Consider the following 21,108-nt stretch of genomic DNA (forward strand, 5'->3'; position numbering starts at 1 on the left):
CAGATGCCGAAATGGGTCTGCAACCCGAAAACAGGTGAAGTAGACCACAAATAAGGGGGTTTAGGTTCATTCTGACTTGAACAGAGCACTAAAACCCCTAGTCAACGCAGGATAAGCCTCCCTAAAGTTCTTTGAAAAAAGTTTAAAAACCTTCAAAAGAGCTCAGAAAGCCTCCAGGAGCACATCCAAAGGACACCTTATAGAGGGAGCAGAAGATAGGAAGAGATAGAAAAGGAGGGCACCCCCTCACGGGGGCGCCCTCCTTATTCAAGCTACAGGGTTCAAGCTACAGAGCTACAGGCTGTAGCTCGCCAACTTCAAAACTCTAGTTCGCGGAAGCGCGACGACGAGAAACATCGTACAGAGTAATGCCCACAGCCATCGCCGCGTTCAAAGACTCCATCGCAGAATCAATCGGAATCGACACAATCTGATCGCAGTTCTCAGTCACCAGGCGGGACAGACCCTTACCCTCAGAACCAACCACCACGCACAGCGGCTCATTCGCAAGCTCCAGAGCCGGCAGCTCAATATCGCCGCCGCCATCCAGACCAATCACGAAAATACCCTGCTCCTTAGCCTGCTGAATCACGCGAGTCAGATTAGTCGCCATCGCAACAGGAATACGAGCAGCCGCACCAGCACTAGTCTTCCACGCACCAGCAGTCACAGCAGCCGAACGACGCTCAGGAATAATCACGCCATCACCGCTAAACGCGGACACGCTACGAATAATCGCACCCAAGTTACGCGGATCAGTAATACCGTCCAAAGCAACAAACAGCGGCGGAGTCGACAGCTTACCCGAGTGCCAACGCTCCATAGTATCCAGCACCAGGTCAGTAGCGTCCGGGTACTTGTACGGCGGAATCTGCATCGCAACACCCTGATGCACAGAACCATCAGTCAAACGATCCAGCTCGCTACGCGGAATCTCCAGCATCGGAATATTGCGCTTATTCGCAATAGTCATAATCTCGCGAACGCGGTCATCAACCTCAACACGGCTCATGATGTACAAGTGCTTCGAGGGAATCTCAGTACGCAGAGCCTCAAGCACCGCATTACGACCAGTCACCAGCTCATCGCTAGCACGCTTACCGCCCAGACGAGTCTGGAACTTACGGTTCGTACCGGTAGCAGCACGACGCTCAGCCGCACGCTTCATCTTATGCGCCTTGTGATAAACGCGGTCCTCAGCCTTCGGAGTAGGGCCCTTACCCTCAAGCGCCTTACGACCGTGACCGCCAGTGCCCTTAGTAGCACCCTTCTTCTTGGTGGTAGCGCCCGGGCGCGAACCTGCCTTAGCCATTCTTCTCTTCCTTCGTCAAAGTAATGAATACGAGTCTACGCGAGAGAAACCCGCACGACCTAAGCCTTACGCACAAACGCGGGGCACATCACCCTCTAGCCAACGCTCCAGCTCGAACCATTCGCGCCATCCTTCACCTGCACACCAGCAGACGCCAACAAATCACGCATCGCATCAGCCTTCGCCCAATCCTTCTGAGCACGAGCATCAGCACGCTCCGCCAACACAGCCTGAATCAGCGCATCCAAAGCCTCATGCTCAGCACCCGAAGTGCCCTCAGCATTAAAGCTCATCAGCTGCGCCAGACCCAGAACCTCAGCCATAGCCATCACAGCATTCGCCGCCTCCGAAGCATCCTCACCGGCAGCAAGCGCCGCATTACCGGCACGAGTCTGCTCATGCAGAACCGCCAGAGCACGCGGAATATTCACGTCATCATCCATAGCCTCTGCAAAAGCCTCCGGAACCTCACGACCCGGCTTCAGCACATCCTGAGTTGCAGCAAGGAACGCCTCAACACGCTCAATAGCGGTTGCCGCCTCCTGCAGAGACGACGGACGGTAATCAAGAATCGAACGATAATGCGCACTACCCAGGTAATAACGAACCACCAGCGGACGGGCCATCTGCAGCATCTGCGCCGGCGAAATCGTATTACCGATAGACTTCGACATCTTCTCACCCTCATAGGTGACCATGCCGTTATGCATCCAGAAATTCGCGAAATCATCGCCAGCTGCAGTCGACTGCGCCAGCTCATTCTCATGGTGCGGGAAACGCAAATCCAAACCGCCACCGTGAATATCGAAACGCGAACCCAAATACTTACCAGCCATCGCCGAGCACTCCAGGTGCCAGCCCGGACGGCCGCGACCCCACGGAGACTCCCACGAAGCAGTCAGCGGCTCACCCTCCTTATAGCCCTTCCACAGGGCAAAATCGCGAGGGTCACGCTTACCGCGCGGATCAGCATCCGCAGAATCCTGCATATCCTCAACGCTCTGATTCGTCAGCGCACCATACTTATCCCACGAACGCACATCAAAATACACGTCACCAGAATCATCCAGTGCAGGATACGCGTGGCCACGATCAATCAGACGCTGAATCAGAGCAAACATCTCCGGAATATGACCGGTCGCGCGCGGCTCATACGTCGGCGGATCAATACCCAACGCCGCATACGCCTGAGCAAAAACCTTCTCAAAACGGTACGCGAGCGCCCACCACTGCTCATTCGGGAACTCACCCTCAAAACCGGGCTCCATAGAATCAGCAGACTTCGCCAAAATCTTGTCATCAATATCAGTGACATTGCGGACCGTCGTCACCTTCAAACCACGGTAACGCATCCAACGGCTCAACTGGTCAAAAACCAACGCCGAACGGATGTGGCCCAGATGCGGTTCACCCTGCACCGTAGCACCACAATAATAGATACGCGCCTCACCGGGCACGACGGGCTCAAACTCGCGAATAGTCGCGGAAGCTGAATCATAAAAACGCATAGTCACACTCTCATTCTACGGGGTCGGTTCAGACGCCGGGGCGGTAAATCAGCGATAGGTTACAGAATGGCTCGAAGCAGCCAAACACCTACGAACGCGGATACACCAGCGCCGTCGCAATAGCAGCCACACCCTCGCCGCGGCCCGTCAAACCCAGACCGTCAGTAGTCGTCGCAATCACCGTCACCGGAGCACCCGCCGCCTCGCTCAGCACACGGTTCGCCTCATCACGGCGCGGAGAGAACTTCGGGCGGTTACCCACCAGCTGAACGCTCACATTACCAATCTCAAAACCAGCAGCACGCACAATCGCCGCAGCCTCAGAAAGAATACGAACACCCGAAGCGCCCTTCATATCCGGGCGGTCCACACCAAAATTAGAGCCCAAATCCCCCGTGCCGGAGGCGGCAAAAAGAGCATCCGCGGCAGCATGAGCCACCACATCACCATCAGAATGGCCGCTCAAACCACGCTCACCCGGCCAATGCAGACCAGCAATATACAGGGGAGTGCCCTCTTCGCCAAAAGCGTGGACATCAACACCGGTACCAACACGAGGAATAACAGTCATCACAGGACCCTTCAATCGATCAAACATCTTCTCAGCAGCAATGCCTCGGCAAAAGAGGCATTAGGCGGCAAGGTTAGGCAGCAGAATCACCAAACAGCGCGCGAGCAACCCGCAAATCCATCGGAGTCGTCACCTTAAACGCATCCGCAGCACCGGCAACCGTCAATACCGGCTCACCCGCCGCCTCCATCGCCATCGCATCATCAGTCAACAGCTCAGCCTCCTCAGCAGGCAGGGAACGGCTACGCTCATGTGCCGCCAACAGGGCAGCCACCTCAAAACCCTGAGGAGTCTGCACCGCACGCATCTGCGCACGCGAAGGAGTACCCGTCACCAAACCAGCAGAATCCACAGTCTTCACCGTATCCACCACCGGCAACACAGGAATCACCGCACGCACAACACCCTGCGGGCTCGCAGAACCCAAACCCTCAAGCACGCGGTGATACACCTGCGGCGGAGTAAAAGCACGAGCGCAATCATGAATCAGCACATAATCCACCGGAACCTGCGCATCCTTCAAAGCATCCAACGCCGCAACCACCGAAGCAGTACGCGTATCACCACCGGCAGTAATCAACGCACCGGCACGGCGGGCATCCTCCAAAAGCTCCGGGCAACTCGCCGAACAATCAGCAGGAACAGTCACCACCACATGCTCAGCAACACCCGAAGCGAGCGCACCCTCCAACGCATAATCCAGCAGGGTACGACCATGCACACGCACAGCGGCCTTCGGGATCGGCTCACCCAGGCGAGTACCCGAACCAGCCGCCAAAACAATCACAGCAGTATTCGCCGCAGAAGCAGAACTCATCAGTCTCAAGCCCGCCTACGCCTCGAACTTATAGCCCAAGCCGCGAACCGTCACCACATACTGCGGGGCAGAAGAATCCGGCTCAATCTTCGAACGCAGACGCTTAATATGCACATCCAGGGTCTTCGTATCACCCACATAGTCGGCGCCCCACACACGCTCAATCAGCTGGCCACGAGTCATCACACGACCCACATTGCGCAGCAGAATCTCCAGGAGCTCAAACTCCTTCAGCGGCATAGAAATCTCTTCACCATTAACCGTCACCACATGGCGGTCAATATCCATACGCACCGGGCCGCCCTGCAGCACCGACTCAGTAGCAGAATCAGTCTCCGCCGAACGACGACGCAACACCGCGCGGATACGAGCAATCAGCTCACGCGCAGAATACGGCTTCGTCACATAGTCATCAGCGCCCAGCTCCAGACCCAGCACCTTATCCAGCTCAGAGTCCTTAGCGGTCAACATGATAATCGGGACCGAAGACACCTCACGCAGCTTACGGCACACCTCCATACCGGACATGCCCGGAAGCATCACATCCAGAAGCACCAAATCCGCGCCCTCGCGGTCAAACACCGGCAGAGCGTCCAGACCGTTGTCCACAACAATCGTCTGGAAACCCTCACGACCCAGCAAAAACGCAAGGGGATCCGAGAGGGCCTCTTCGTCCTCAACAATCAGAATTTTAGACATCAATAACTTCCTTCGATTCCATAAAACCTATACCGCTAACACTACACTGCGGCCGGAGGCTCATTCAGCGGCAACGCCAACGTAAACGTCGAACCTTCCTGCGGCATCGACCGAACCGTCACGCTACCACCGTGCTGAGTCATCACATGCTTCACAATGCTCAAGCCCAAACCAGTGCCGCCCGTCTGACGCGAACGAGCCGGATCAACCCGGTAAAAACGCTCAAAAATACGCTTCTGCTCGTCCTCCGGAATACCCACGCCCTGATCAGCAACCTCAACCAGCAGCTGATCAGCCACACGGTGCACCCAAATATCCACCTTCGTATGCTCCGGCGAATAACGCACCGCGTTCTCCACCAGGTTCTGCACAGCAATACCGAGCAGCTCGGCGTCACCGTACACCTCGGGCACCTCCTCGATGCGGGTAGAAATCTGAATGTCCTTCTCCTCCGCCACAATATGCGAACGGTCCACCGCATCAGTAACCAAAGAAGGCACCGACACCGGACCACCACGCGCAATCACATCGGTCGACTGCAGACGCGAAAGCTCAATAATGTCACGCACCAGCGCAGACAGGCGGCGCGTCTCCTTATGAAGACGCCCCACAAAATACTCAATCGCCTCCGGGTCATCACTCGCCTGCTCAATAGCCTCAGCCAACAGACTCACCGCACCCACCGGAGTCTTCAACTCATGCGACACATTCGCCACAAAATCATTACGCATACGCTGCACACGAGAAATCTCAGTGCGGTCATCCGCGAGCACCAAAATGTACTCGTCCCCCAGCGAAGCAACACGCACATCCAAGACCAGCGCCTCACCCTCACCGCGGTCAATCTCAAAAGTACGCTCCGCAAAAATACCGCGATGACGCACCGTGCGAATCATATCCGCCAACTCATCAGACGCCACCGTATGACCACGCACCAGACCCATCGCGTACGCACCCGGAGAAGCCTGAACCACGCCGCCCACCTCATCAATCACCAGGTAGGCGCGACCAATCACAGCAAGTACCTGAGCGGCACCATCACGCAGCGCCGGCGCCGACACCAAACTACGCTCCTGCTCCCGCTCACTACGCGCCACCGCATTCATGCTCAGGACGCCCACCAGCAGACCTATCATGCCCGCAATAAAGGCGATCAGACCGGCATCCATGTACTTCCCTTCCATTCGGGTACCCCATAAGTATAAATGTGGCCGATACCCAGCACTCAGGCGAATGCTCTTCTTCTCAGGCACGCTCCCCGTACAGAAACCTTGCAGACAACGCAATGAGCCGCCCACCTTACCGGTGAACGGCTCATCACAATGACAGGGGTGAAACCCTGCCGGAGGTATTACTTACCCTGGTTTGCTACGGCAGCAATAGCGTCCTTAGCAGCCTCGGGGTCCAGGTACTCGCCGGGCTTGACGGGCTGGAAGTTCTCATCCAGTTCGTAGTACAGCGGAATACCGGTGGGGATGTTCAGGCCAGCAATGTCCTCGTCGGAAATGCCCTCGAGGTGCTTGACCAGCGAACGCAGGGAGTTACCGTGTGCAGCAACCAGAACGGTCTTGCCTGCTGCGAGGTCGGGCTTGATGTCCGACTCCCAGTAGGGAAGCATACGGCCCAGAACGTCCTTCAGGCACTCGGTGCGAGGAGCGTTCTCGACATCCGCGTAGCGGGGGTCGTGTGCCTGCGAGTAGGGGTCGTTGTCATCCAGCGGGGGCGGCGGAACGTCGTAGGAACGACGCCAAGTCATGAACTTCTCGTCGCCGTATTCCTCGCGGATCTCGGACTTGTTCTTACCCTGCAGAGCACCGTAGTGACGCTCGTTCAGGCGCCAGGTGCGCTTGACGGGAATCCACAGACGGTCTGCTGCATCCAGTGCAAGGTTTGCGGTGTTGATTGCGCGACGCTGCAGGGAGGTGTGAACAACATCGGGGAGGATGTTGCGCTCTGCCAGCAGCTCGCCGCCGCGCTTAGCCTCAGCGCGGCCCTTATCGGTCAGGTTAACGTCCACCCAGCCGGTGAACAGGTTCTTCTCGTTCCACTCGGACTGGCCGTGGCGCAGGAGTACTAGTTTGTAAGTCATACCTCTATTTTTTCATTTACCTGCCGGTTTGTCATGCCTTAGAGCCTAGAAAATATGCATTCTCCCAAAAATTTATAAGGGTCTTTTCTACCAGAACGAAAGGCTCAAAAACCCCGCCAGAAAAGGGAAAAGCCCCGCACACCATCCGACCGGGACAAACCAGCCAGAGGGCACGCGAGGCCTCACACTGCATCACTCAAAGCGAGCGCACAAGCTAACGCTAGAAACGGCGGCGGCCCACCGAAGGCCACACACCAGCCAAGAACACGCAGCTAATCACAGCAGCCACAAGCTGAAGAATCAGCACAGTATTACCACCGCCAGTCACCGCAGCAAAAACGCTAAACAGCGACACCGCAGCAGAACCACCGGTCAAAGCCAGCCACGTGTTCTTCGGGCGCTTACCGGCAAAATCGTACGCGTTCGCCGGAGACATCCACGCACGCACAAAAGCCAGCACACCAACCGCAGCACCAGCGATAGCCAGCAGCGTATCAACAAAAGTGGTCACGTACCAGACCAACAGAATAGGAGACATAGTATTCCTTAGAATCAGCAGCTTCTCTAGACAACCCTAGCAAAGTGCCTAGCGGACAACTTTAAAGGCCTCAACCAAGTCATTGTAAAGGTCATCCACGTTCTCAATACCCACCGACAGGCGCAGCAGAGACTCCGGAATCGAATCCGGCTCGTTACCGTGGCGACGACGACGCTCCACCAGAGACTCCACGCCGCCCAGAGAGGTCGCCGGGGTCCACAGCTTCAACGCCTCCACGACGTTACGGGCACCCGATGCGTCGGTATCCAGGGTGACGCACAGAATCGCACCGAAACCATCCATCTGCTTCTTCGCAACCTCATGACCGCGATCGCTCTCCAGACCCGGGTAACGCACCTCAGTCACGAAGGGGTGCTCACTCAGACGCTCTGCGAGAACCTGCGCGTTCTGCACCGCACGTTCCACGCGCAGCGCCAGGGTGCGCAGACCGCGCAAACCAAGCCACGCCTCCACCGGACCGGGGATTGCGCCGTTGGTGATGCGGTGGTGCAGCATCGCCTTGTACAGCTCCTCATTCGAGGTCAGAGCCATACCCAGCAGAACATCAGAGTGGCCTGCAAGGAACTTCGTAGCGGAGTGAACCACCACGTCAGCGCCCAAATCCAGGGGACGCTGCAGAATCGGGGTTGCGAAGGTATTATCCACCGCGGTCACAATGCCCAGGCGGCGAGCAGCAGAAAGCAGGGCAGGCAGGTCAGCGACCTCAAGCATCGGGTTCGTGGGGCTTTCCAGCCACGCCAGGACCTTCGGTGCCGAGTAGTTCACGTTCTCCGGGGTCACGCCGGTGCGGGATGTGGCATCCTCCATAGCGGCGATAACGCTCTCGGTGTCTTCAATGTCCACGCGAACGAGCTCAATGATGCCGCGGCGCTCCAAATCCTTGCACAGGGTCACCGACGCCATGTATGCGTGCTTCGGAATCAGAACAATGGAGCCAACCGGCACCAGGTCGATGACAGCAGCGACAGCAGCCATACCGGAGGGGAACAGCAGACCCGGCTGGGTAGCGTTCTCCAGCTTCGCCACAACCTCTTCCATGCCCTCCCAAGTGGGGTTCGAGAAGCGGGCGTACACGCGGTCCTGCTCAATATTGACGGCGTCCACACCACGGTAGGTGGAAGAAAGAACGATTGGAGGGTTCACCGGCGCGTCATGCTCGTGTGCCGGGCGGCCGCCAGAGACGACGAAGGTCTCTGCGGAGTAATTCATGTCGTGGTTATCTGCACTCATGTCTTTAAGCCTGGCACACCCGCGCCCAGAACGCACGCCCGCGCAGATGATGGCGCGCAGGATTTACATGTTTTTTACCTTGATACGCACTCAATCCCACGCGGAGGTATCACCAAAACCGCACCTGTGCAGCTAAGAGACCCGGTACCCTTAAAGGTGATGGATACTCTCAGCTACACCCCCGATGCGCAGAATCTTCCCGCCGACCCGACCGGTCGCCGCGGGCTTTTTATCGTGGTCGAAGGAGGCGACGGTGCCGGCAAAACCACCCAGCTCGCCCTGCTGAATGAAGCACTCAGCGCCCGCGGATACCGTGTCATCACCACCCGCGAACCCGGCGGCACCGAGATCGGCGAGAAGCTGCGAGCCCTCGTCCTTGAAGCGGGTCAGGGTACCATTGACGACCGCACCGAGGCGCTGATTTTCGCGGCATCCCGCGCAGCGCACGCCTCCCAGTTGATTCGTCCCGCGCTCGCAGAGGGCGCCATCGTGCTGAGCGACCGCTATATTGATTCTTCTGCCGCGTACCAGGGCGTAGGCCGTGACCTGGGTGTTGAAACCATCGTCGATTTGAGCCGCTGGGCTACCGCCAATCTGGTGCCCGACGCGACCCTACTGCTGAGTGTGCCGTTGAGCGCCGAGCAGGAGCGCATGGATCAGCGCGGCACCGTCGACCGTATTGAGGCTGAAGGCGCCGCGTTCAAGGCCCGCATTCACGGTGCGTTCGAGCAGATTGCCCGCGAGGACGCTAACGGTTCGCACCGCATTATTGATGGCGTGGGCACGATTGAGCAGGTGCACGCGCGCGTGCTTAAGGTGATCGAACCTCTGCTCGCCGCCCGTGAGCTGATCCGCACCGGTAAGGAGGACTCATGAGCCTCTGGAATACCCTGCTGATTCCCGCCGATAAGCTCCAGCAACTACGCACGGATGCCGCCGCCAACCGCCCCACACACGCTTGGCTTTTCACGGGCGCGACCGGTGCGCCTCACCGTGAGGCTGCAAAAATTTTCGCTGCTGCGCTACTATGCGAGCAGCCCGACCCGCAGAACCGCGGATGCGGCCAGTGCAAGGGCTGCGTGACCGTCATGAACGGTTCGCACGCAGATTTTACGCACTTTAGTACCGAGGTGACGCACATCAGTATTGATGAGGCACGCGAGCTGGTCATGAAGGCTCAGGACCGCCCGACCGTGGGTCGCTGGCGCGTGATTCTGGTGGAGGACACCGAGCGCATGCCGGAGCGTACCTCCAATGTGTTGTTGAAGGCGATTGAGGAGCCGCCGCCGCATACGATTTGGTTGCTGACGGCGCCCTCCCCCACTGACGTGCTGGTGACGATTCGTTCGCGTTGCCGTCCGGTTCAGCTGCCAGTTCCGACGGATGCTCAGGTGCACGAGTACCTACTGGCGCACGGTGTGGTGGATCCTTTGGCGCAGCGTGCGGCGCGTCTGGCTCTGGGTGATGCGCAGGAGGGGTACCGTTTGGCGACCGATGAGCAGGCGATGGCTCGTCGGGAATTGATTACCTCCCTGATTCTGAATGTTCGTTCTATTTCTTCGGCTTTCAACGCAGCTGAGAAGCTCACCGACCTTGCTGACCAGGACGCGCAGGCTGTCTCCGCTCTCAAGGATGAGCAGGAACGCCAGGAGCTTCTAGCGCTGCTGGGTATCCGCGAGGGCGAGCGCGTTTCGCCATCTTTGCGTGCACAGGTTCGCCGTCTGGAGGAGCAGCAGAAGCGCCGCGCTAAGCGCGTTTCCTCCGATACGCTGTTGCGTTCCGTGGCGCAGGTTCAGACGGTTCTGCGTGATGCGTTGACGGTGGCTCTGTCGGCGCAGGCTCCGCTGGTCAATGAGCATTTGCGTGAGCCTCTGGAGGCGTTCTGCACCCGCCGTTCCGCCCAGCAGCTGCTGGAGGATGTGCAGGCGGTCGAGCTGACTCTGCGTCGTCTGCGGACGAACGCGAATGCGCGTTTGGCGCTTGAGGCGTTAATGAGCCGCTTCGTGTATCAGTAGTTTCTTAGTAGCTCATACAACGAAGGGGAGGCCCCGAAGAGATAATCTTCGGTGCCTCCCCCTTTTTTCTGTTGGTTCTCAGCGCACTTAGGGCTTAGTTACGGAAGCGAGATTAGTTGCGGATTCGAGCTTAGTTACGGAATCAAACTTAGTTGCGGAAACCGTGAACCGGCGACGGAATACGACCGCAGCGGGCGATGAACGCCTCCGCGCTGGGGGTGTGGGTGGGCATGACGGGTGCTCGACCGAGCAGGCCGCCGAACTCAACCATGTCGCCTACGCTCAGACCAACCGCCGGGATGACGCGGACCGCGGTGGTCTTGTGGTTCATCACGCCGATTGCTGCTTCGTCGGCAATCATTGCTGCGAGGGTGGCGGCGGGGGTCTCGCCGGGAACCGCGACCATGTCCAGACCGACGGAGCAGATGGCGGTCATCGCTTCAAGCTTGTCGAGGCTGATGTGTCCGGCGGCTGCGGATTCAATCATGCCGATGTCCTCAGAGATCGGGATGAAGGACCCGGAGAGGCCACCGACGTTCGAGCACGCCATGAGGCCGCCCTTCTTCACCGCGTCGTTGAGCAACGCGAGGGCCGCAACAGTGCCGTGGGTACCGACGGTTTCCAGACCCATTTCCTCGAGGATGTGTGCGACCGAGTCGCCAATCTCTGCGGTGGGCGCCAGGGAGAGGTCGATAATGTTGAACTGCACGCCAAGGCGTTCAGCGGCGAGGGTACCGACCAGCTGGCCAACGCGGGTAATCTTGAAGGCTGCCTTCTTGATTTCTTCGGCGCAGGTGTCGAAGGATTCGCCGCGGACCTTCTGCAGGGCGCGGTGTACCACGCCGGGGCCGGAGACACCCACGGAGATGGTGGTGTCTGCCTCCTGAACACCGTGGAATGCGCCCGCCATGAAGGGGTTGTCGCTGACGGCGTTCGCGAAGACGACGAGCTTGGCGCAGCCGAAGCCGTGTGCATCCGCGGTCAGGTCTGCGGTGGCGCGGATGGTCTCGCCCATGAGCTTGACTGCGCTCATGTTAATGCCGGCTCGGGAGGATCCGATGTCTACGGAGGAGCAGACCACGTCGGTTTCTGCGAGCGCTCGCGGGATGGAGCGAATCAGCTTCTCGTCGGCGGGGGTCATGCCCTTATCGACGAGGGCGCTGAAGCCGCCGACGAAGTTCACGCCGACTGCCTTCGCAGCTGCGTCGAGGGTACGAGCGAACTCTACATAGTCCTCGTCGCCGGAGGCGCCTGCCACCAGCGCGATGGGGGTGACGGCGATGCGCTTGTTGACGATCGGGATGCCGAGCTCAGCTTCGATACCTTCGCAGACGCTGACGAGGTTTGCGGCGCGGTTGGTGATCTTGTCGTAGATTTTGCGGCGGGCTACTTCGCCGTCGGAGTCGGCGCAGTCGAGCAGGGAGATGCCCATGGTGACGGTGCGGATATCGAGTTTTTCTTCCTCGATCATTCGGATGGTTTCTAGAATATTGGTGTTGCGCATCAGTGGAGCCCTAGATGGCGTGCATTGCTTTGAAGATGGATTCTGCCTGGATGCGAATCTGCACCTTCTGTTCGTGTTCGACACCGATCATGGCTTCCTGCAGATCGATGAGGTTCTGCTGCGCTTCGTCGAAGGAGCAGTGCATGATCATGGTGAAGTATTCGCCCATGATGGTCTGGGAGACGTCGAGGACGTTGACCTTACGCTCGGCGAGGGTTGCGGTCACGGCAGCGATGATGCCTTCGTGGTCGATGCCTGTGACGGTGAGGATGATCTTCACAGTGTTCTCCTAGCAGTTTGGGGCTGCGTACCTGAGGAAGAGGTGCATAAAGGCACAGGTATACGCATATTTATAAGACCAATTATAGGTTACTCAGAACACACTGTGCAGGGTAGACACAAAAATATCCCCTGCATCCCATATTCGGGGCATAAAAAATCCACGCCTTCCCGGTCTGAATAAATACAGGGAAGAACGTGGATTCTTTATTATGTGCCAGTCTTGATGTATCTTTCGACACTCCTTATATCTGGCTAGATTATAACTGTCTAGAAGTTTTAGTTATCGAGGATTATTTCCTAAACATAAGAAGCAATGTACAGCTCGCCATTACCGCTCAAGGTTGCCTCGGAGGGCTCACCCACGTGCAGTACCGACTCGGTGGCGCCCAGCACGAACTCTTCGGTGCCGTTGCCGTCTGCCGCGTGAATGGTGATTTCACCGGATACGCTCAGTGCGGCACTAATACCCTCAAAGGTGTATTCCTGCGGCTTGCCCTCTTCAACGCGGATGCGGGTTACGCTCATGCGCTCATCCCACATGGCATAGGTGCCCACGGGTGCGTTATCGGGGGTGGGTTGCTGAATCACGGGGGCGTCCTGGCTTTCGCCGAGAACCTTGATGAGCTCTTCGGTGTCGATGTGCTTTGCGGTCAGACCCGCGCGCATCACGTTATCGGAGGGGTTCATCAGCTCAATGGCGGTACCGGAGACGTAGGCGTGCACCTGGCCGTCGGGGGTGAATGCGGATTCGCCGGGTGCCAGGTGCACCAGGTTCATGACGAATGCGACGAGCAGGCCGCGGTCGCCGGGGTACTTGCCGGCAACAATCTGTACGAGCTCAGCGGCGTCAGCAATGAGCGCGTTTTCGGAGCCGGTCAGCTGTGCTGCCACCTCGATGAGCTGTTCAACAGCGGTTGCGGCAGCGTCTTCGGGCATGCGAATAATCTCGGTCAACAGCTGCTTGGGGGTAAGCTCCACGCGCTCTGCCAGCCAGTCAGCTTTGAATGCCCTCGCCAGTTCTGCCAGCTGCGCGGAGGTGCGCACACCGGTGAGCACACGCATCGGGGTCAGCGCAATGACGGTTTCGGGCTTGGAGTAGCGGTCCTTGTAGTTGCGGTGCGGCGCGTCAATCGCGATGCCGCGTGCCTGCTCGTCCTCGAAGCCAGCAATAGCCTGCTCGGGGGTGGGGTGCACCTGAATCGACAGGGGGGCGTCAATCGCAAGAATCTTAAAGAGGAAGGGGAACCAGTCAGAGATACGGTCCGGACGCAGGAAGCGGGAGGGGTTCTCCACAATCAGCTCGTTGAGCGGGGATTCAGTGCCATCAACGGTGGCACGGGAAGGTGCAGCCGGATGCGCGCCAACCCACACCTCAGCCTCAGGCTGTTCGGTGGGGACAGGCACGCCACGCATGCGTCCGAGAATTTCGCGGGAGCCCCACGCATAATTCTGAATCTGGTTTTTTAGGGAAAAAATCTCACCCATGGGGGAAAATACCTCTCGACGTGAGTTGTTTGAAGCAAGTGACGTGATAAAAAACCCATACATTCAGCAGAATTTATAAGGTTTTACCTGCCCATTATAGAGGCTAATTACACTTCTTTACCGCTAAAATAAAAGGCGTGACTACTATTAATCTACATGACTCATTCAAAGCGTACGACGTGCGTGGCATCGTCGGCGAGACCATTACCGCAGAGACTGTTCGTGCCACTGGCGCGGCTTTCGTAGATATTCTGGGCCTGGAGGGCCAGACCATCCTGGTCGGTGGCGACATGCGCCCCTCCTCCCCCGAATTCATGGATGCATTCGCCCAGGGTGCAACCGCTCGCGGTGCAAATGTTGAGAAGATCGGCCTGATCTCCACTGACGTTCTGTACTTCGCATGTGGCGTTGAGAACGCTGCCGGTGTTACCTTCACCGCTAGCCACAACCCCGCAGAGTACAACGGCATGAAGATGGCTAAGGCTGGCGCTGTTCCCCTGTCTTCCGAGTCCGGTCTGTTCGATATTCGCGATCTGGCTCAGAAGTACCTGGATTCGGGCGAGATTCCTTCGGTGGAGAAGGTCGGCACCGTTTCTGAGAAGGACATTCTCAAGCCTTACGCAGAGTACCTGCGCAAGCTGGTTGATCTGTCTTCCATCCGCCCCCTGAAGGTTGTTGTTGACGCTGGTAACGGCATGGGTGGTATGACCACTCCCGCTGTTCTGGGCGACACCATCCTGCCGGGCCTGCCCCTGGAAATTGTTCCCCTGTACTTCGAGCTGGACGGTACCTTCCCGAACCACCCGGCTAACCCGCTGGAGCCGGCTAACCTGGTTGACCTGCAGAAGGCTGTTGTTGAGCACGGTGCCGACATTGGTCTGGCATTCGACGGCGACGCTGACCGCTGCTTCGTCATCGACGAGAAGGGCGAGCCCGTTACTCCTTCGGCTGTGACCGCTCTGGTTGCTGAGCGCGAGATTGCTCGTGCGAAGGCTGAGGGCAATGAAGAGCCCGTCATCATTTACAACCTGATTACTTCGAAGGCTGTTCCTGAGCTGGTTGAGAAGCTGGGCGGCCGCGCAGTGAAGACCCGCGTGGGCCACTCCTTCATCAAGGCTGTCATGGCTGAGGAGAACGGCGTTTTCGGTGGCGAGCACTCCGCTCACTACTACTTCAAGGACTTCTTCAACGCAGACACCGGCATGCTCGCTGCAATGCACGTGCTGGCTGCTCTGGGTGGCGGCGACAAGCCCCTCTCCGAGATCAGCGCGAAGTACTCCCCGTACGTTGCTTCCGGTGAGATTAACTCCGAGCTGGAAGACAAGGCTGCAGCTGTGGACCGCGTTCGTGCACACTACGCTAACGCTCCCGTGGTTGTTGAGGACTCTGACGGCACCACCTTCACCAACACCGAAGAGGGTTGGTGGGTTAACCTGCGTCCTTCGAACACCGAGCCTTTCCTGCGCCTGAACCTTGAGGCACCGGATGTTGCGACTATGGAGCGCGTCCGTGACGAGGTTCTGGCTCTGGTTCGCCAGGGCTAAGCGCTAGCTAGCTACTAAAAAGTCCCGCCCCGCAGATTCGTCTGCGGGGCGGGACTTTTTAGTTTGAGTTCTAAAAACCCGGCTAGGTTCTTCTGTCTAAGAGGAGAACCTAGCCGGGTTTAAGGAACCTAGCGGACGAGCCGGCTTACGGGGTTTTTACGCTTCGCGAGCCTGGTCGTGGAGCATCCACTGGTCGGGGCCGAAGATCTCGTAGTTGATGTTCTTGCCGGGGACGCCTGCCTCCACCAGTGCGGAGCGTACGCCCTGCATGAAGGGCAGCGGGCCGCAGAGGTAAACGTTAGCGTCGGAGGGCACGTCCAGCTTGGACACGTCAACACGGCCGGCGAAGTCGCCGCCCTCACCCTCGATGAACGAGATGAGGCGTGCGTTGGGCAGCTTGTTGACGAGCTCGGTGAGCTCTTCGCGCAGGGGCCAGGTGTCCAGGCTACGGTCCGCGTGAACTACGGTTACGGGGCGCTGGGAGCCCTTCTCAATCAGCTCGGAGAGGAAGCTGAGCATGGGGGTGGTGCCGATACCTGCGGAGAAGAGGTACAGGGGTGCCTCGGGGTTGCCGAAGCCTTCCAGGGTCAGGTCACCGTAGGGGTTGGAGATCTCGACGACGTCGCCGATCTTCAGTTCGTGCAGGATGGAGGTCATCTCGCCGTTGGGGTCGAGCTTCACACCGATGCGGCGCTGGTTCTTTTCGCTGGGCAGCAGGGTGTACTGGCGTGCCTGGCGCAGGCCGTCGCGTGCGGGAACGACGATGGAGATGTACTGGCCGCCCTTGGACTCGGTCATGGGGGTTTCGTCGGCGGGCTCGAAGGTCAGCACGACGACGTTCTCGCCGGTCTCCTTGCGGTCAACGAGCTTGAAGGGCGCGAACATGACGTCGTTTGCCTGGGAAGCGTACAGGCCCTTCTCCAGCTTGATGAGGGCGTTGCCCATGAGCCAGTAGACCTCGGTCCATGCCTCAACGATTTCGGGGGTTGCCAGATCGCCGAGGTTAGCGGCGATTGCCTCGAAGAGGTACTTGTAGACGGTGGGGTACTCTTCTTCCTTCAGGCCCAGGGAGGCGTGCTTGTGAGCAACGCGGGAGAGGACTTCGTCGGGGTAGGAGTCCGGGTGCTCAACGATGTAGGAAGCGAACACAGCGATGGAGCCTGCAAGTGCGCGGGGCTGGGTGCCTTCGAGCTGGGAGGAGCGGGAGAACATGCCGTCCATCAGGTCGGGGCGAGCGGCGAACATTCGACGGTAGAAGTCGGGGGTGATGTCGTTGATGCGCTCAGCAATGATGGGCAGCGTTGCCTCAATAATGGGGCGGGACTTCTCGGAGAGCATGTCTTGCCTTCTTCCTGTGTGGTCACCTGGTCGTTGTGATGATGCCCTTGATATGTGTGATGCTGGGGCGTTCACTCGGACAGCTCAGTTGGTGACGAAGTGTTTATAAAGCACCCTTACCGTAGCATTTTGTGGGGTGCTTGCGCTGTGTGCAGGTCATGCTCTGAGGGTTATTTGGCACTGTGGATGCGACTTATGGTTCACCCTGACTCAAAGATAGAGTTGCGCGTCACACTATATATTTTCAGCCGCACTTCTACAATCGGCGAGTGACCAGCCTGGAAACATGTATAAAAATACCGGAGTGAAAATATATTTACCCAGGAAAGTATGCAGTGTGGTGCAAAAATGAATATGGTCACATTTTCTGCATTTGAAAAGCAAATTTGCAATATTCTGCATTTACTGCACAAATTTTAGATTCAACCGAACACTGCTCGCTGTACGTCAAGAGGTAAAAAGACCCTCCCAAAAGGACCCCGCAAGCACACCGCACACAGCAATCCACCCCCATACCGGCAGATAAAGCGCCATAAAAAATAGGGTGGAGCCTCCTATTAGAAAGCTCCACACATACTAAAAAGTTATCGGGTCAACGATTTAGCGCACAGTCAGCGCATTCTCCGGAGGCGCGAAGCCTAGCTCCACAAATACCGGACCAACAGGGCGCGCACCAGCGGTCAACTCGCTAATGATGACCGAATCAACCGATGCGTAGAACGCCTCACGAGCCTTCGCCAAAACATTGCGCAGGCGGCAGAACTTATCGAGGGGACAGTGACCGTTCTCATCCTCGCACTCAATCATGGGGATATCGCCCTCAGTAGCACGAAGAACAGTGCCGACGGTCGCAGAGCGGCCCGCATCCGAGAGCATAACGCCGCCGGAACGACCGCGGGTCGAATCCAAATAACCCATGTTCACGAGGAAGGCCACAGCCTTCGCCACATGGTTGTAGGGGGTATCCACTCCCTCAGCAATCTTCTGGGTAGAAAGCTTCTGACCGGGCTCCAGGGCAGACAGGAGCATCAGAACGCGGAGCGAGACATCCGAGAATGCTGTCAAACGCATGGATACTCCTTCTATCTTTCTCGTGATACCGCCGCTTCTACATCGACGGCAACAAATGCTCCGAACCAGCCAAGGCACAGAGCGCTCAAAATCTTACATTGGCATTGTATCGGTGCAGTGAGAGTGCAAGAAATCAGGATTACCCACTATCGTATTCTCGCCACCCTCCCAATGTCTTTAGAGTATTTCTCAAGAACAGGTAGACTGCATAGCCTTACACTCATAACTCCAAGAGAAACTCGGCGGTTCCCATCTGACGGGGATTCAAAACCTTCCCATAAAAGGAAGGAAGGAGCGGAACCTCACAGTGAGATTCCACCCCTTCCAAACGCTCAACCATACGGCTCAGCGAAGAGTTTTAGTCCCTTCGAAGGATTAGCCCTCCAGGGCCTTTGCCAGAGCATCGCGCTGTTCGCGAACCTCAGCGGGCAGCTTGTCGCCGAACTTCTCGAGCCACTCGTCGATGCCGGGCAGTTCAGCAGCCCATTCTTCCTTCGAGACAGCCAGAGCAGCCTTCAGCTCGTCCTCGGAGATTTCCAGACCGCTCAGGTCCAGGTCTTCCTTGGTGGGAACGGTGCCCAGGAAGGTCTCCTGGCCGCCAACCTTGCCGTCCAGGCGGTCGAAGATCCACTTCACAACGCGAGAGTTCTCGCCGAAGCCGGGCCATGCGAAGCCACCATCGGGGGTGCGGCGGAACCAGTTGACGTAGTAGACCTTCGGCATGTTCTCAGCGCCGTGCTTCTTGCCCAGGTCAATCCAGTGCTTGAAGTAGTCACCAGCGTTGTAACCGATGAAGGGCAGCATAGCCATCGGGTCGCGGCGAATCACGCCGACGGCGCCCTTAGCAGCCGCAGTGGTCTCAGAGGACAGAGTGACAGCGCGGAAGACGCCCTGCTCCCAGCTCTCGGACTCGGAAACCAGCGGGATGGTGGTCTTACGGCGACCACCCAGAACGATAGCGCTCAGCGGCACACCCTCGGGGTCGTAGTACTCGGGAGCGAGCATGTCGACCTGGGATGCGGGGGTGCAGAAACGGGAGTTCGGGTGAGCTGCCGGGCGGCCGGACTCGGGGGTCCAGTCCTTACCGGTCCAGTCGGTCAGGTGTGCGGGAGCCTCGTCGGTCTTGCCCTCCCACCAGACGGAGCCGTCGTCGGTCAGAGCAACGTTGGTGAAGATGGTGTTGCCCTTAGCAATAGCCTTCATAGCGTTCGGGTTGGTGGAGTAACCGGTGCCCGGTGCCACGCCGAACAGGCCAGCCTCGGGGTTGACCACGCGTGCCTGGTGGTTCTCGTCGAACTCAATCCATGCGATGTCGTCGCCGACCATCTCAGCCTTCCAGCCGTCAATGGTGGGCTCCATCATTGCGAAGTTGGTCTTGCCACATGCGGAGGGGAACGCTGCGGAGATGTAGCGGACCTTGCCCTCGGGGTTGGTGACCTTCAGGATGAGCATGTGCTCTGCCATCCAGCCCTCGTCGCGGCCGATGACGGATGCGATACGCAGTGCGTAGCACTTCTTACCGAGCAGTGCGTTACCGCCGTAACCGGAGCCGAAGGACCAGATTTCGCGGGTCTCGGGGAACTGGACGATGTACTTCTCGGGGTTGCAAGGCCAGGGAACATCTTCCTGACCGGGCTCCAGGGGTGCACCGACAGAGTGCAGAGCCTTGACGAAGAAGCCGTTGGTCTCGTTCAGCTTGGCAAGAACGTCCTTACCGATGGTTGCCATGATGCGCATGGAGCAGACAACGTATGCGGAGTCGCTCAGCTCAACAGCAATCTTGGGGTTCTTAGCCTTCAGAGAGCCCATGACGAAGGGAATGACGTACATGGTACGACCGCGCATGGAGCCCTCGAACAGGCCGGTCAGGGTCTGCTTCATTTCAACGGGGTCGCGCCAGTTGTTGGTCGGGCCTGCGCCTTCTTCGGTCTCGGAGCAGATGAAGGTGCGCTCCTCGACACGTGCAACGTCGTCAGGATCGGAGAAAGCTGCGTAAGAGTTCGGGAATTCGTGATCGCTGAGGCGAACGAAGGTACCGGCGTCAACCAGTTCCTGTGCCAGGCGGTCATATTCTTCCTGGGTGCCGTCGACCCAGTAGATGTGTGCGGGCTGGGTCAGGGCCGCAACTTCGCGAACCCAGTCCAGAAGGCCCTGGTGGGTGGTGGGTGCGCTCTGCAGCTCCTTCTCGAGTTCGGCAGAGAGAGTACGAGTTGAGGTGTCAGCCATTGACATTTTCCCCTTCAATCGGTGGTCCGGATACTACATTGATCCGGATAGGTCTGCGGTAACAAAGAAGCAGTTAAACACTACAAGCGTGCAAACAATGGTGAATATGCACGCTTGGACAGAAGCCACTTCCTCGTGATGCTTACAGAATAACGCATTAATGACCCGAACACCCCTCTATGACGCTATGTCTCATGTTCTGCGCATCACATTCTGCTCTCGCGCAAAGATTTTTTGGATGATTTTTGGGCACCCCCTGAAGGTCCTGGGTGGCGAATTCTGACACCTTCGAGGCGGCTTTTGGGGTATTTCGAAAATATTTTGAAAAATTTTTACGGGCACAAAAACCCTGAAATTACGCGGCAAAATGGGGTATTTTCAGGATGCAAGGAGGAGATTTTGGGCAAATTTCGAGTTTTTCAGCTTGCACGCCCTCCAGGTCATCCGTATAGTAGTACCTGTTGCCGCGACGGGTTGAAGAAATCCGAAGCGAGGAACATGCGCCTGTAGCTCAACGGATAGAGCATCTGACTACGGATCAGAAGGTTGGGGGTTCGAATCCCTTCGGGCGCACCAACGATCCCCGGTTCTTCGGAACCGGGGATTTTTTGTGTACCCAGAAATGCGCTCAAAAAGTGCCCCGCCGAAAGCGCCGGACCCAGCACAGGCCACCACGCGCACGGCAGACGTTATATAGAAACTACGACGTATATGAAGGTGTAGCAAGGACGCTCCACCGACTAACGCCGCGCCCAAAAGTGCAATTCAACCTGTGAATCCGCAGATTTACGCTCCCAGATGACGTGCTCCGGGGCACACCCGCCGAAAAACGCCTAGGATGGAAAGAAGGACCCTCCA

Annotated in this window: 18 protein-coding genes and 1 tRNA gene; 4 read left to right on the forward strand and 15 right to left on the reverse strand. The window is 57.8% G+C overall.

Going from position 1 to position 21,108, the window contains the following annotated elements; genetic code table 11:
* Positions 1-325 precede the first annotated feature (325 nt).
* The 9 genes from rlmB to HMPREF2928_RS08360 form a co-directional block, all read right to left on the reverse strand.
* On the reverse strand, positions 326-1,312 hold the full coding sequence (gene rlmB, locus HMPREF2928_RS08320) for a 23S rRNA (guanosine(2251)-2'-O)-methyltransferase RlmB (RefSeq protein ID WP_005509305.1): 987 nt from the start codon (positions 1,310-1,312) through the stop codon (positions 326-328).
* Between the two features lie 95 nt (positions 1,313-1,407).
* Positions 1,408-2,826 (reverse strand): cysteine--tRNA ligase, encoded by a 1,419-nt coding sequence (gene cysS, locus HMPREF2928_RS08325; protein ID WP_044146129.1) that lies wholly within the window; start codon positions 2,824-2,826, stop codon positions 1,408-1,410.
* 82 nt (positions 2,827-2,908) lie between these two features.
* Entirely contained in the window at positions 2,909-3,391 is a 483-nt protein-coding gene (ispF, locus tag HMPREF2928_RS08330) for a 2-C-methyl-D-erythritol 2,4-cyclodiphosphate synthase (RefSeq protein WP_005509302.1), read from the reverse strand.
* Positions 3,392-3,464: 73 nt separating this feature from the next.
* Positions 3,465-4,208 (reverse strand): 2-C-methyl-D-erythritol 4-phosphate cytidylyltransferase, encoded by a 744-nt coding sequence (gene ispD, locus HMPREF2928_RS08335; protein WP_070688224.1) that lies wholly within the window; start codon positions 4,206-4,208, stop codon positions 3,465-3,467.
* Between the two features lie 15 nt (positions 4,209-4,223).
* Complete coding sequence (locus HMPREF2928_RS08340; RefSeq protein WP_005507150.1) at positions 4,224-4,907, reverse strand: response regulator transcription factor; 684 nt, start codon at positions 4,905-4,907, stop codon at positions 4,224-4,226.
* Positions 4,908-4,948: 41 nt separating this feature from the next.
* Positions 4,949-6,091 carry a sensor histidine kinase gene (locus tag HMPREF2928_RS08345; RefSeq protein WP_246823468.1) on the reverse strand — a complete coding sequence of 381 codons (1,143 nt, stop codon included), beginning with the start codon at positions 6,089-6,091 and terminating at the stop codon, positions 4,949-4,951.
* 167 nt (positions 6,092-6,258) lie between these two features.
* The gene (locus HMPREF2928_RS08350) at positions 6,259-6,996 is read right to left on the reverse strand and encodes a phosphoglyceromutase (RefSeq protein ID WP_005507152.1); all 738 of its coding nucleotides are present in this window, start codon (positions 6,994-6,996) and stop codon (positions 6,259-6,261) included.
* A 220-nt stretch (positions 6,997-7,216) separates the two neighbouring features.
* Positions 7,217-7,534, reverse strand: coding sequence for a DUF2516 family protein (locus HMPREF2928_RS08355; RefSeq protein ID WP_005507153.1), 318 nt, complete (start codon positions 7,532-7,534; stop codon positions 7,217-7,219).
* A gap of 48 nt (positions 7,535-7,582) precedes the next feature.
* Positions 7,583-8,785 carry a trans-sulfuration enzyme family protein gene (locus tag HMPREF2928_RS08360; protein ID WP_070688226.1) on the reverse strand — a complete coding sequence of 401 codons (1,203 nt, stop codon included), beginning with the start codon at positions 8,783-8,785 and terminating at the stop codon, positions 7,583-7,585.
* Between the two features lie 159 nt (positions 8,786-8,944).
* Here HMPREF2928_RS08360 and tmk point away from each other — a divergent pair, with 159 nt between their 5' ends.
* Together tmk and HMPREF2928_RS08370 are read left to right on the forward strand one after the other, a co-directional pair.
* Positions 8,945-9,661 carry a dTMP kinase gene (gene tmk, locus HMPREF2928_RS08365; protein ID WP_083311404.1) on the forward strand — a complete coding sequence of 239 codons (717 nt, stop codon included), beginning with the start codon at positions 8,945-8,947 and terminating at the stop codon, positions 9,659-9,661.
* On the forward strand, positions 9,658-10,800 hold the full coding sequence (locus HMPREF2928_RS08370; RefSeq protein ID WP_070688228.1) for a DNA polymerase III subunit delta': 1,143 nt from the start codon (positions 9,658-9,660) through the stop codon (positions 10,798-10,800). Before tmk ends, HMPREF2928_RS08370 begins: the two co-directional genes overlap by 4 nt.
* A gap of 148 nt (positions 10,801-10,948) precedes the next feature.
* Here the strand turns inward: HMPREF2928_RS08370 and HMPREF2928_RS08375 are convergent, their stop codons facing one another.
* The 3 genes from HMPREF2928_RS08375 to manA form a co-directional block, all read right to left on the reverse strand.
* Entirely contained in the window at positions 10,949-12,304 is a 1,356-nt protein-coding gene (locus HMPREF2928_RS08375) for a PFL family protein (protein ID WP_070688230.1), read from the reverse strand.
* A 10-nt stretch (positions 12,305-12,314) separates the two neighbouring features.
* On the reverse strand, positions 12,315-12,584 hold the full coding sequence (locus HMPREF2928_RS08380) for an ACT domain-containing protein (RefSeq protein ID WP_049340339.1): 270 nt from the start codon (positions 12,582-12,584) through the stop codon (positions 12,315-12,317).
* A gap of 299 nt (positions 12,585-12,883) precedes the next feature.
* On the reverse strand, positions 12,884-14,071 hold the full coding sequence (gene manA, locus HMPREF2928_RS08385) for a mannose-6-phosphate isomerase, class I (RefSeq protein ID WP_070688231.1): 1,188 nt from the start codon (positions 14,069-14,071) through the stop codon (positions 12,884-12,886).
* A 137-nt stretch (positions 14,072-14,208) separates the two neighbouring features.
* On the opposite strand from manA, the gene HMPREF2928_RS08390 reads away from it, so the two are divergent.
* Complete coding sequence (locus tag HMPREF2928_RS08390) at positions 14,209-15,615, forward strand: phosphomannomutase/phosphoglucomutase (protein ID WP_049357755.1); 1,407 nt, start codon at positions 14,209-14,211, stop codon at positions 15,613-15,615.
* A 156-nt stretch (positions 15,616-15,771) separates the two neighbouring features.
* On the opposite strand, the gene HMPREF2928_RS08395 is transcribed toward HMPREF2928_RS08390, so the two are convergent.
* From HMPREF2928_RS08395 to HMPREF2928_RS08405, 3 genes are all read right to left on the reverse strand, one after another.
* Positions 15,772-16,953, reverse strand: coding sequence for an FAD-binding oxidoreductase (locus tag HMPREF2928_RS08395; protein WP_070615660.1), 1,182 nt, complete (start codon positions 16,951-16,953; stop codon positions 15,772-15,774).
* Positions 16,954-17,553: 600 nt separating this feature from the next.
* Positions 17,554-18,024 (reverse strand): RrF2 family transcriptional regulator, encoded by a 471-nt coding sequence (locus HMPREF2928_RS08400; protein WP_005509289.1) that lies wholly within the window; start codon positions 18,022-18,024, stop codon positions 17,554-17,556.
* Between the two features lie 375 nt (positions 18,025-18,399).
* Entirely contained in the window at positions 18,400-20,250 is a 1,851-nt protein-coding gene (locus tag HMPREF2928_RS08405) for a phosphoenolpyruvate carboxykinase (GTP) (RefSeq protein ID WP_070688233.1), read from the reverse strand.
* Positions 20,251-20,750: 500 nt separating this feature from the next.
* Between HMPREF2928_RS08405 and HMPREF2928_RS08410 the strand changes: the two genes are divergently transcribed.
* Positions 20,751-20,826, forward strand: a tRNA-Arg gene (locus HMPREF2928_RS08410).
* The last annotated feature ends 282 nt before the right edge of the window (positions 20,827-21,108 follow it).

This window comes from Rothia sp. HMSC072B04 (assembly GCF_001813725.1).
GTDB classification, from domain to species: Bacteria; Actinomycetota; Actinomycetes; order Actinomycetales; family Micrococcaceae; genus Rothia; species Rothia mucilaginosa.